Origin of the sequence: Saccharothrix lopnurensis (assembly GCF_042658445.1) — a bacterium.
In the GTDB taxonomy this organism is placed as follows: Bacteria; Actinomycetota; Actinomycetes; order Mycobacteriales; family Pseudonocardiaceae; genus Actinosynnema; species Actinosynnema lopnurensis.
Genome location: NZ_JBHSQO010000008.1, coordinates 76,947 through 89,048, shown reverse-complemented (window position 1 = coordinate 89,048; position 12,102 = coordinate 76,947). Strand labels below are relative to the sequence as shown.

9 protein-coding genes are annotated in these 12,102 nt (G+C 73.8%); 6 read left to right on the top strand and 3 right to left on the bottom strand.

The annotated features are described in order from the left end of the window. Positions 1-313 precede the first annotated feature (313 nt). Entirely contained in the window at positions 314-2,251 is a 1,938-nt protein-coding gene (locus ACFP3R_RS10560; RefSeq protein ID WP_380635081.1) for a S8 family peptidase, read from the top strand. Here ACFP3R_RS10560 and ACFP3R_RS10555 read toward each other — a convergent pair. The 3 genes from ACFP3R_RS10555 to ACFP3R_RS10545 form a co-directional block, all read right to left on the bottom strand. Further along, positions 2,203-2,814 carry a sigma-70 family RNA polymerase sigma factor gene (locus ACFP3R_RS10555; protein ID WP_380635080.1) on the bottom strand — a complete coding sequence of 204 codons (612 nt, stop codon included), beginning with the start codon at positions 2,812-2,814 and terminating at the stop codon, positions 2,203-2,205. The two genes, ACFP3R_RS10560 and ACFP3R_RS10555, sit on opposite strands and share 49 nt — an antisense overlap. A 62-nt stretch (positions 2,815-2,876) precedes the next feature. Further along, positions 2,877-5,594, bottom strand: coding sequence for an AfsR/SARP family transcriptional regulator (locus tag ACFP3R_RS10550; RefSeq protein ID WP_380635078.1), 2,718 nt, complete (start codon positions 5,592-5,594; stop codon positions 2,877-2,879). Positions 5,595-5,825: 231 nt separating this feature from the next. Then, positions 5,826-6,980, bottom strand: coding sequence for a cellulose-binding domain-containing protein (locus tag ACFP3R_RS10545; RefSeq protein WP_380635076.1), 1,155 nt, complete (start codon positions 6,978-6,980; stop codon positions 5,826-5,828). A 330-nt stretch (positions 6,981-7,310) separates the two neighbouring features. On the opposite strand from ACFP3R_RS10545, the gene ACFP3R_RS10540 reads away from it, so the two are divergent. The 5 genes from ACFP3R_RS10540 (at position 7,311) to ACFP3R_RS10520 (ending at position 12,096) form a co-directional block, all read left to right on the top strand. Continuing rightward, the gene (locus ACFP3R_RS10540; protein ID WP_380635075.1) at positions 7,311-8,012 is read left to right on the top strand and encodes a hypothetical protein; all 702 of its coding nucleotides are present in this window, start codon (positions 7,311-7,313) and stop codon (positions 8,010-8,012) included. Between the two features lie 49 nt (positions 8,013-8,061). Beyond that, entirely contained in the window at positions 8,062-10,392 is a 2,331-nt protein-coding gene (locus ACFP3R_RS10535; RefSeq protein WP_380635073.1) for a hypothetical protein, read from the top strand. Positions 10,393-10,670: 278 nt separating this feature from the next. Further along, a complete protein-coding gene (locus ACFP3R_RS10530) occupies positions 10,671-10,946 on the top strand; it encodes a hypothetical protein (protein WP_380635072.1) in 276 nt (91 codons plus the stop codon). Between the two features lie 26 nt (positions 10,947-10,972). Then, entirely contained in the window at positions 10,973-11,488 is a 516-nt protein-coding gene (gene speG / locus ACFP3R_RS10525) for a spermidine N1-acetyltransferase (protein WP_380635071.1), read from the top strand. A gap of 194 nt (positions 11,489-11,682) precedes the next feature. After that, the gene (locus ACFP3R_RS10520; RefSeq protein ID WP_380635069.1) at positions 11,683-12,096 is read left to right on the top strand and encodes a hypothetical protein; all 414 of its coding nucleotides are present in this window, start codon (positions 11,683-11,685) and stop codon (positions 12,094-12,096) included. The last annotated feature ends 6 nt before the right edge of the window (positions 12,097-12,102 follow it).

Sequence of the window (12,102 nt, the reverse complement as noted above, 5' to 3'; positions counted from 1 at the left end):
GGCAGGCTCCACTGGCCACGAGTCGGGCGTCTCGTTGCCGTCGCCTCGCGCTCCCCTGGCCCCACGCGCTGCGCCACCCAGGCTAGCTGTTGCGTTCAAGCAACACTGAAGCCACGGAGGGCAGCGATCAGCATTTTCCCCTGATTCGGGTTTCCGCAGGTCATTAGCTCTGCCGGTCGATTGTCGAGCTACCGAGCGGTCCTCTAACGTTGCCGACCACGTCCGCGCGTACGTGTCCGGGAAACTCCGCTCCCCCGGCCGGCCCGAGCCGCATCGGGTTCGTCGGGAACCCTGCACGAGGGAGAACCCTGCGATGGGAGACGTTCGCGCGTCCAAGCGAGCCCTGCTCGCCTTATGCACCGTCGGCGCCACCGCGCTGGCACTGACCACCACGGCCGGTCAGGCCGCCGCCGAGGGCCAGATCCTCGGCGCCGCCAACCCGACCGCCATCCAGGACAGCTACATCGTGGTCTACGACGAGCTGTCCACCCAGAGCGCCGAGGCGCTCACCTCCGACCTCAGCGCCAAGTACGACGCGAAGGTCGAGTTCACCTACCAGCACGCACTCAAGGGCTTCGCGGGCACGCTGTCCGAGCGGGCCGCGCGCCGGCTGGCCGCCGAGCCGGGCGTGGCCTACGTCCAGCAGAACGGCACGGTCCAGGCCGTGGCCACCCAGCCCAACCCGCCGTCGTGGGGGTTGGACCGCATCGACCAGCGCGACCTGCCGCTGGACTCCAGCTACACCTACCCCAACGACGGCACCGGCGTCACCGCGTACATCATCGACACCGGCATCCGGACGTCCCACCAGGACTTCGGCGGCCAGGCGTCGTGGGGCACCAACACCACCGGGGACGGCAACAACACCGACTGCAACGGCCACGGCACGCACGTCGCCGGCACGGTCGGCGGCAACGCCTACGGCGTGGCCAAGGGCGTCACGCTGATCGCGGTCAAGGTGCTCAACTGCGCGGGCTCCGGCTCGTTCGCGGGGGTCGCCGCGGGTATCGACTGGGTCACCGGTCACCACACCTCCGGCCCCGCCGTGGCGAACATGAGCCTCGGCGCCCAGGGCAGCGACGCCGCCACCGAGAACGCGGTGCGCAACTCCATCGCCGACGGCGTCACCTACGCACTCGCATCGGGCAACTCCAACTCCGACGCGTGCAACTTCACCCCCGCGCGGGTGGCCGAGGCGATCACGGTGAACGCGTCGACCAACACCGACGCCCGCGCCTCGTTCTCCAACTGGGGCACGTGCACGGACATCTTCGCGCCCGGCCAGAACATCACCTCGGCCTGGCACACCAACGACACCGCCACCAACACCATCAGCGGCACGTCGATGGCCTCACCGCACGTCGCGGGTGGCGCGGCGCTGCTGCTCGGCGCCACGCCGGGGCTCACGCCCGCCCAGGTCCAGAGCGCGATGATCACCAACTCCACCGCGAACAAGATCACCTCGCCGGGCACCGGCTCGCCCAACCGGCTGCTGTTCGTCAACACCGGTGGCGGTCCCGGCCCGGGTGACCCGGCGGTCACCCCGCCGGGCAACCAGACCGGCAGCGTCGGCACCGCCACCAGCCTCCAGCTGAAGGCCACCGGCGGCACGCCGCCGTACACGTGGTCGGCCACCGGCCTGCCGCCCGGCCTGTCCCTCAACGCGGCCACCGGGCTGATCTCGGGCACGCCGACCACCGCCGGCACCTACACCGTCACCGCGACGGCGACCGACTCGGCGGCCAAGGCGGCGTCGGTGACGTTCACCTGGACGATCAACCCCCCGGGCGGCTCGTGCTCCGCGCCCGGTGAGAAGGTCACCAACGGCGGCTTCGAGAGCGGCACCACCGGCTGGTCCAACGCCACCTGGACGATCGGCGCGTGGACCGGTGAGGGCGCGCCGCGCTCCGGCTCGCGCTCGTCGTGGGTCAGCGGCTACGGCTACGCCCAGACCGAGACGCTGTCCCAGACCGTCACCGTCCCGGCCGGCTGCGCCAACACCACGCTGTCGCTGTGGCTGAAGATCAGCACCTCGGAGTACGAGCCCGCGGTGTTCGACACCTTCACCGTGAAGGCCAACGGCACCACGCTGGCCACCTACACCAACCTGACGCCCTCCGGCTACGCGGTGCGCACCTTCAACCTGGGCGCGTACGCGGGCCAGAGCGTCACGCTGAGCTTCACCGGCGCGGAGGACTGGTCCTACCAGACCTCGTTCGTGCTGGACGACGTCTCGGTGAACGCGGCCTGATCCCGTTCCTCGGGGTCGGTGGGCGTTCGCGCCCACCGACCCCGAGGACAGGTCGGGACGCCGTGCTGCGGCAGCCTGCGCCGCAGCACCCCCATCGCGCGGTGGGTGCGGGACTTGACCGTGCCGGGCGGGATGTCCAGCTCCGACGCGGCCTCGGCGACCGAGTCGCCCCACAGGTACAGCCGCTCCAGCACGCGGCGCAGGTCGTCCGGCAGCCCCCGCAGCGCCTCCCCCACCACGAGGTCGGTGACCACCCGGTCGGCGTGGTCGTCCGTCACGGCGGCGGTCGAGCGGGCGTCGTCCACCTCCACCGGCCGCCCCTGCCGGGCCCGGGACTGGTCGTAGACGATGTTGCGCGCCACGGTCATCAGCCACCGGCGCACCGAGCCGCCCTCCGCGATCAGCCTGTCCGCGTGCCGCCACGTCCGGATCATCGCCTCCTGCACGACGTCCTCCGCGGCGTGGTGGTCGCCGGTCAGCCGCTTGGCGTAGGCGAGCACCACCTCCCCGTGCTCCAGGAACACCGACCGGGTGAACTGGTCCGCCGCCACGTCCGTCGTCATCGCGTTCTCCTCCGGCCCGGTTGCCGCCAAGCTAGGAGGACGAAGTGCACGACATGTGAACGTCAACTCGGGAGGTCGTCACTACCGCCCGGGAGCCCCGCCAGCTTGGCCCGGAGCCGGTCGGCCCGGGGCAGGCCCAGCTCCTCGAACCCGGCCAGCGACGCCCGCCAGTGCCCGGCGGCCCGCCCGGTGCGACCGGCCGCCGCCTCGACGTCGCCAAGCCGCTCCCCCGTGTCGGCCACCGCGAAGCGGATGCCCAGCTTCTCGAAGCCGGCCAGGGCCAGGCGGTACTGCTCGGCCGCCTCGTCGAGCCGGCCGAGGTGGAACAGCGCGTTCGCGATGCTGTCCCGCAGGTCCGCCACGCCGTAGTCGTCGTCGGACCGGGTCAGCGCCAGCCCCTCCAGGCAGTGGGCCAGGGCCTCCTCGTGCCGGCCGAGCAGCCCCAGGCACCAGCCCACGGCGTTGAGCGCGCGGGCGAGCAGGGTGTCGTCCGTGCCGAGCCGTTGCAGGCGCAGGGCCTCCTGGGCGTGGGCGAGCGCGGCGTGGTGGTCGCCCACGGACTCGTACAGCCAGCTGGTGAACCGGCGCAGCTCGGCCAGCATCCGCGGCGCGGCGACGCCGTCGAGCACGGCCAACGCCTGCTCGCCGTGCGCGCAGGCCACCTCGACGCGGCCCAGGTCGGCCTCGGCCCGGGACAGGCCCAGCAGCCCGTTGCCCTCGCCGAGCCGGTCCCCGGCGCGCCGCGCCGCCGCCACCGCCGCCTCGCTGGTGGCCAGCAGGTCGTGCCAGTGGCCGGCGCGGTCCAGGTGGTGCGCCAGCGCCCAGCCCAGCCGCCAGGCGACGTCGTCCCGCCCGGTCGCGGCGGCCTGGGCCTGGGCCGACAGCAGCACCCGGTGCTCGGTGGCGAACCAGGTCAGCGCCCGCTCGCCGTCGGCGAACCGCAGCGGCCGCGCCCGCTCCGGGGGCGGGTCCAGGGGGATCGGCACCCGGTCCGGCGAGAGCGCCAGGGCCGCCGCGCACGCGGTGTGCAGGTAGTGCGCGAGCACCGCGCCGACTGCGGCGTCCCGGTCCCGCGGGGTGTCGTGCTCGTGGGCCAGCTCGACGGCGTACAGGCGCAGCAGGTCGTGCAGGGAGTAGCGGCCGGGCGCGTGCTCGGTGAGCAGGTGCGCGCCGCACAGCTCGGCCAGCGCGCGGCGGGTGCTCGCCGGGGGTTCGCCGCGCAGGGCGGCCACGGCCGCGGCGCCGACGTCGTTGCCGGGGGTCAGCGCGAGCCGCCGGAACAGGCCGGCCGCGGCAGGGGTGAGCGCGTCGTAGGACCAGGAGAACACGGCCCGCACGTCCAGCGCGGTGTCGCCGGTGGACAGCGCGTCCAGGCCCGCGCGGGCGTCGACCAGGTCCTCCGCCAGCGCGGCGAGTGGAAAGGTGGGGCGGGTGGCGGCGCGGGCCGCGACCACGGCCAGCGCCAGCGGTAACCGCGCGCAGGCGGTCAGGATCGCGTCCACCACGTGGATCTCGGCCCCGACCCGCCGCTTGCCGAGCCGGCGGACCAGCACCTCCCGGGCCGCGTCGTCGTCCAGCACGTCCAGCCGCACGGCGTGGGCGTGGTGCGAGGCGACCAGGCCCACCAGGTCGTCCCGGCTGGTGACGACGGCCAGCGAGCCCTGCCCCGGCAGCAGCGGCCGGACCTGCTCGGCGTCCCTGGCGTTGTCCAGCAGCACCAGCACCCGGCGGCCGTGCAGCAGGGTGCGGAACAGCGCCGACCGGGCCTGCTCGCCGTCCGGGACGTCCGCGGGCCGCACGCCCAGCGCGTGCAGGAAGTCGTGCAGCTGGTCGGCCGGCCGCACCGCGGGTTCGGCCGGGTGGAAGCCCCTCAGGTCGGCGTAGAGCAGGCCGTGGGGGTGGTGCGGGGCGAGCTGGTGGGCCAGGTGCACGGCCAGGGTGGTCTTGCCGATGCCGGCCATGCCGGTGACCGCGAGCAGCCCGGCGCCCTCGGCGGCGGCCTCCGACAGCGCCTCCAGCTCCTCCTCCCGGCCGACGAACGCGTCGAGCGGGCGCGGCAGCTGGGCCGGTCGCACCGCGGGCCCGGTGGGTGGCGCGTCAACCAGCACCGCCCGGTGCGCCGACCGCAGCGCCTCGCCGGGGTCGAGCCCCAGCTCCTCGGCGAGCCTGGCGCGCACCGACTCGTAGACGTCGATCGCCTCGGCCTGCGCCCCGGTGGCGGCCAGCAGCCGCACCAGGTCCGCGTGCAGCGCCTCGTCGAGCGGGTGGCCGTGCGCGACGAGCCTCAGCGCGGGCAGCACGGCCCCCGGCTCCTCGCACTCGACCGCGAGCCGCACGGCCAGCCGGACCGCGGCCACGCGCTCGTGCTCGACCGCCACGAACCGGGCGTCGGACCGGACCTCCTCCACCACCCCGGCGGCCACCGGCCCCTGCCACAGCCCCAGGGCGTCGAGCAGCGAGGCGAGCCCGTCGCGCGCGTCCTGCTCCCCCGCCCGGCGCACCAGGTCGCGGAAGCGCAGCAGGTCCAGGGTGTCGGCGTCGACCACGGGCTGGTAGCCGCCCGGCGCGGGCAGCAGCCAGCTCCCGGTGGCGCGGCGCGGCAGGTCCGGTTCGATGACCCGGCGCAGCGCGCCGACGTACCGGTGCACGACGTTGGCCGCGCTGGGCGGCGGGCCGGCCGGCCACAGGGCGTCGACGATGTCGGCCATCGGCACGACCCGACCGGCGCCCACGAGCAGCAGCGCCAGCACCGCCTGCTGCTGGGGCGGACCGAGCGGCACCTCGCGGCCGTCGACCCACGCGCGCGGCGGTCCCAGGAGGGACAGGCGGAGATCCTTGCCGATCAGGGCATCCTCGATCAGGTGGGTGGAGCCCCGGTCGCGGCGCGGCGACGGGGCGTCCGGACCGACTCCGGTAGACCCCTCATCGTACCGAGGCGGCCGGGCGGGGGTGGACCTCCTCCGGTCGACGCCCCGTCGACGGGCCGCGACCGGGGAAGATCCACCCCGTGATCAGCAGGCGATCGGCGAGGAGCCGATGGCGACGTCGTCGTACCAGAGGGTGTCCGCGCCGTCGCCGTAGCTCTCCCAGCCCAGCCTCAGGTCCGTGACGGCGGGCCGCCACGCCTTCCTCAGCCACTGGTCGTCGATGTCGGGCGTCGGCGTGCCGTCCACCTGGAGACCCGCGACGGACGAGCCGTTGAGCGAGGTCGACAGCCGGCCGGCCGGGTCGACGGTGAACTGGACGCAGTTCCACTGGCCGGTGGGCAGCGGCTTGCTCTGCGCCACGCCCTGCGGGCTCTGCGCGGGCAGGGTGGCGTCGTCGGACTCGCGGTTCCACTGGAGCGCCGAGTTCTGGCCGCCCATGCGCAGGTCCTTGCCGTTGTCGGCGGTGTCCTTCATCGCCATGAACGTCACGTGCGCCATCGGCAGGTTCGTGGTGTGGCGGACGTAGAACCGGCCGTGCACGGTGCCGGAGCCGGTCAGCGGGGTGCCGAAGAAGATGTGGTTGCAGTAGCCGGACGCGCCGTCCACGCGCACCGACTTGGAGCCGCTGCGGGCCGTGGCGGTGTCGATGGAGACCCGGCCCTGACCGGTGCAGTTGGCCGCGCCCACGGTCCACCGGCCCGACGGGCTGGAGCCGGTCTGCTCCTCGAAGCCGTCGCACAGGGTGGCCGTGCCGCAGCCGCCCGGGTTCTGCTGGTCGGTGGTCGTGGTGGTGGTGTTCGTCGTCGTGGTGGTCGTGGTGGTGGACGTCGTCGTGGGCCCGTCGCCGCTGCACGAGACGCCGTTGAACGAGAAGTCGGTGGGCGCCTGGTTGGTGCCGCTGTAGGTGGCCTGGAAGCCGAACTGGGCGCTCGCGCCCGTGGCCAGCGACCCGTTCCACGGCATGTTGGCGACGGTGACCTTGTTGCCGGACTGCTTCACGTCGGCGCTCCACCCGGAGGTGACGGCCTGGTTGCCCGCGAAGGTCCAGGTGAGCTGCCACGAGGTGACCGGAGCGGACTGGTTGGTCACGGTCACGTTGGCGGTGAAACCGGTGGACCACTGGTTGAGCTTGTAGTCCACGGCGCAGACGGGGGCCGCTCCCGCGGAGCTGTTCCCGCCGATCACCACCAACCCGGCTACGGAGACGACAGCGGCGACCGCCGCCAGCAGATTTCGCACAACAACCCCTTCGTTGTCGTTTCTGGGAGCGTTCCCAGAAGCTGACTGTAACGATCCCGTCACCGCAGCGGAATACGCCGCTTGACGCAACGGCCGCTCCTGCGAAGGTGTCCGGGGCCGGTGGGGACGTCGACGATCCCCGGCCGGCCGCCGCCGACACCGGGCGGCGTGGGCTACCGCCGATCGGGTGGACCGGCCGGCTTGTGCGTCAAACGACGCAGAGCACACCCCCGCTGATCGGTACGACTGCACTCCACCGGGTGCCCCACGAGGTGAAGCGACTGCCGTGGGTGGCCGGGCCCGGTCCGGGTCGGCCGATGAGGAGTCGTGATGCGGGGACTGCCACAGCGCGAGGTGCGGGTGAAGATCGGCCGGGACGCCCACGGGCCGGTGGTGGCGGGCGACGGCAACGTCACCCACGTGAACGCTTCGACGCCGGTGCCCGCGGTCGACCAGGGTCCGCCTGCCGACCTGCTGGCGGCGCACCGGGTCGTGGTGACCACGGACGTGCAGAGGTCCAGTTCGCGCGACAACGCCGGGCAGCGGCACATGCGCCGCGCCGTGGAGGGGTGCGTCCTGGCGGGTGCGGCGGCGCTGGGCGTGGCAGCGGACGTCCTCGATGTGTCCGACCGCGGTGACGGGCTCCAGGTGGTGATGCCGGAGGCGGTCGGGTTGGTCGACGTCCTCGACACCTTCGTCGAGGCGGTCGCCAAGGCGCTGCGGGAGCACAACCGGGCGTCCGGTGACGCCTACCGGGTCGACCTGCGCGCCGCCGTGCACGTTGGTCACGTCGACCGGGTGGGTGGTGAGTGGTCGGGGACGCCGTTGGTGCACGCGGCGCGCCTCGTGGACGCGCCCGGGGTGAAGGACGCCCTCGGTGAGGACGGCGACGCGTGCCTGGCGCTGGTGGTGTCGGCGCCGGTGAAGCAGGTGGTGGACGAGGGCTACTGCCGGGTCGGTCCGGCCGGTTACCGGCACGTCGGGGTGGTCGTCAAGGAGACCTCGTGCGACGGCTGGTGGCGGTTGCTGTGACCACCTCGTCCAGTGCCGGAAGTCCCACGTCGTCAGGGCGGGAGTGGTCATGAGCCGAACGCATGGAGAGCCCGGGTGGGACGGTCCGGGTCCCGAGCCGGGCCACGGGGGCGTCAGCTACCACGTCGAGGTCGGTGGGGGGACCGACGGACCGGTGGTCGCGGGCAGCTACAACCTGGTCGTCGACGCGCGGCACGGGTCGTCGGTCACCGTGGGGCTGGAGCGGCAGCGGCCCGCGCCGGTTCGCCGGGACCGGATCGCGGTGGTGCCCCGGCGCACGCGCGAGCCCGTCGGGCGGGAGGCGGACGCGGCGTCGTTGTCCGCCGCCATCACCGCGGGCGGTGTGGTGCAGCTGTGCGGGCCGGCGGGGATCGGCAAGAGCACCCTGTTGCGCCACCTGGCGCGCACGGCCGGGAACGGGCCCGACGGCGTGGTGTTCGTCGGCGCCGCGCACCGGCAGGTCTCCGACCTGGCCCAGCAGGTGTTCGAGTCCTGCTACCGGACCTGGGGCTACGCGCCGTCCCGGACGGACCTGCGCGCCCTGCTCGCCGGTCTGCGGATCACGGTGTACGTGGACGACGCCGACCTGACGGCCGACCAGCTGCGCGAGTTCACCGACCTGGTTCCCGACGCCACCTTCGTCCTGGCCCGTCGGGACAGCACGCCGCTCGGCGACGGGCCCGTGCACCACCTGGACGGCCTCGGCCAGGACGCCGCGGCGCTGCTGCTGACCCGGGCCCTGGGCCGGCCGCTGCACGACGCGGAACACGCCACGGCGGCCTCCCTGTGGCAGGTGTCCGGCGGGAACCCGCTGCTCCTGCTGCGCGTGGCCGGGGTGGCGGGAGCCGGCCGGTCGGCGCTGCCGGCGCCGGGTGCCGTGGAGGACCTGCTGCCGCTGTTGCTCGACCGGCTCGGCGGGTCCGCGATGAGCGCGGTGAACCTCCTCGCGGTGCTGGAGGACGCCGAACTCGCTCCCGAGCACATCGGCGCCCTGACTGGCGAACCGGACCCGGCCGCGCTGTGCGAGCGCCTCGCGGGCCTCGGGCTCGTGACACCGGGTGAACACGGCTACCGGTGCGCGCCGGGCGTGGTCCCGGCCGTCCGCCGCGACACCGCGGTCCACCCGGTCAACGCTGCCCACCCGGTCGAGGGATTGTGCCGGTACTTCACCCGGTGGGCGGGCGATCCCACCACGACACCGGCCCGGGTCGCCGAGCACAGCAGGGCGATCGAGCGGGTCGCGGGCCTCGCGACGGCCGCCGGGATGCCCGAGCTCACCGTGGCGCTCGGCCGCGCGGCGTCGCCGAAGTTGGCGCACTCGCTGCGGTTCGACGCCTGGGGCCGGACCCTGGGTCGGGGCTGGACCGGCGCCCGGCGTGCGGGGGACCGGGAGGCCGAGGCGTACTTCACCCACGAGGAGGGCGTTCGCTGCCTGGTCACGGGTCGGCTCGCGGCGGCGGCGGCGCTGCTGGCGCAGGCGGCTCTGCTGTGGCACGTCCTGGGCGACGGCCGGGGCACGACCGCCGCGTCCGACGCCCACCAGTTCCTGCCGCGGGAACTCCAGTCGCCCGGTCGGGTCAACGCACCGGAGCAACCCGCCCCCGTCGAGGGCGACACCCCCCAGGCGGTGGCCGACCACATGGCCGACCTCGACCGCGGCGTGCCGGGGTCGCCACCCGCCTCCGGCGAGGTCGGCCCGGGGTACTCCGGCGCCGAGGTGACCGATCTCGGGGTGCCGGCCGGTCCGGGCCCGACGCAGACCTACCACCGCCCACCGGGCGGCGGTGATGTCGGCGCGACCACCGGCGCTGCGACCTCCAGTGCCACGACCACCGGTACCGCCACCACCGGTGCGGCGACCACCACCGCCGCGACCACCGCGATCCCCGTCGGTGCCGCGACCACCGGGGCGACGGCGGCCACGGGAGCGGCAGCCGCCGCGCAGGGCGGTTCCGCGCTCGCCACGTTCCTCGTCGGGCTCGTGGTCGTCGGCGTCGTCGCCGTCGCCGCGTACAACGAGAACGAGGAAACCCCGACGGCGAGCGGTGCGGCCGGGTCCGGGATCGTGGGCACGTGGGAGTTCGACCAGAAGAGCTTCACGATCGAGGAATCCGGCCCCGGCGCGTACTCCTTCTCCACGACCTGCGGCGACGACATCACGCTGACGGGTGACGACACCGAGGCCACCGGCGAGATGCCGGCTCGGACCCGCGACAGCGCGGGTGGCCCCTGCGGTCCGATCATCGGGTACAACACGGCGACCATCACGGCGGGGGCGAGCCCGGACACCGCCTGGTGGACGGTGACGATGCCGCCCGAGGAGGCGGAGATCAGGACGTGCGTGTCCTGCGGGATGAGCGTCCTGACCCGGGTCGGGTAGCCGGAGGGTCCGGCGCGGCTTCGGCGGCGGTCGCGACGACGCGCGTCGACCGCGCTCCCTACGAGCGCACCCGGCGGTGTGGCAGGCTCGCGACCAGTGCGAGACCGTCCCACGCCGTGCGCCGTCCCGGTGTCGTGATCCCGTCCTGCCCGTTGTCGATCCGCCCGTCACGTCCTTCCCGGTGCGGGCACCCTCATCCGCGACCGCTCGGCGGTACACGGGGACCGGGCCGGATCGCTGGGTTCGCGTCCCAGGTCCCCGCACCGGAGGTGGTTCCCGTGCCGTCCAGACCTCGCCGGAGAGCGTTGCTGGTCACCGCCCTGTCCGCCGCGGCGCTCGTGGCCGCCCCGACCTCGGCCACGGCCGCCCCGCTGCCCTGGGACGTGACGACGTCGAGCGCGGTGCACCCCCTGACGTGGAGCGTGACCGTCCCCGGCTCCGGGCACACCGCCGTCGAGGTGACCAGCGCGTACCAGGTCGGCACCGGCCAGTGCGACCCGGTCAGGATCACGCTCCGGGGCTACGGCAGGGTCTACCACCCCGGCATGCCCTGACCCCTCGGCGGCGACATCATGGCCGGATGGACACCCGGTTGCGCGCGCTCGAACGCGAAGACCTGCCTTTCGTGCACCACCTGACCAACGACGCCCAGATCATGTCGTACTGGTTCGACGAGCCGTTCGAGGCCCTGGTGGAGCTGCGCGACATCTACGACCGCCACATCCACGACGACCGCGAGCGCCGGTTCATCGTCGAGGTCGACGGCGAACCGGCCGGGCTGGTCGAGCTGGTCAACATCACCAGCGTCCACCGCAACGCCGAGTTCCAGATCATCATCGCGCCCCACCACCAGGGGCGCGGCCTGGCGACCGTCGCGACCACGAAGGCGCTCGACTACGCCTTCGCCGTGCTCAACCTGCACAAGGTGTACCTGATCGTGGACATCGCGAACGAGAAAGCCGTTCACGTGTACCGGAAGACGGGGTTCAGGGACGAGGGCACCCTGCGCGAGGAGTTCTTCGCCGCGGGCCGCTACCGCAACGCGCTGCGCATGGGCATCCTCCAGCGGGAGCACCTGGGCTACTCGGAAGAGTGAGGGCACCGCCCGGAAGCGTCACCAACCGAGGTGGCCGCAGAGTCCACTGTAGACAAGAGCCACCCCTGCCACACGGGTCGGTGGTTGGCAACCCCGCCGGGCTGTGACGGCGGACGCGCCCGGACGGCGGTAGGCACCCCGGCACCCGCTCGACAGACTTCAGAGGTCCAGACCAATCCTGAAGTGGAGCCACCGTGCGGAGTTCCCACCGCGAACGCACCTTCCGGACCCTCGCCGCCGTCGCCGCGGCCCTCGGCGCGCTCACCGCCGCGGCGGGCCCGGCGTCCGCGTCCCCCAGCACCTCCGCGGCCGCCGGCTGCGTCACCACGGACATCCACCTCGACCCCGGCGCCCGGGAGGTCGGCTGGACGGTCGACTGCGCCGACCGCCGCTACGTGTTCGCCGACATCACCGTGTTCGCGGGCGGTGTGGCGCACAGCAACCCGCAGGAAGGCAGGTGGGTCGACGCCGGCGACACCTGGCAGGACCTCAACGTCTACCCGCAGACCACCCCGGCGATCGACCACCTCTGCGTCCACCTGGTCTCCTACGTGGACCCGACCGACCCGTTCGAGCAGCCGCAGGTCATCGGGCACTCCTGCGTGTGACCCGGG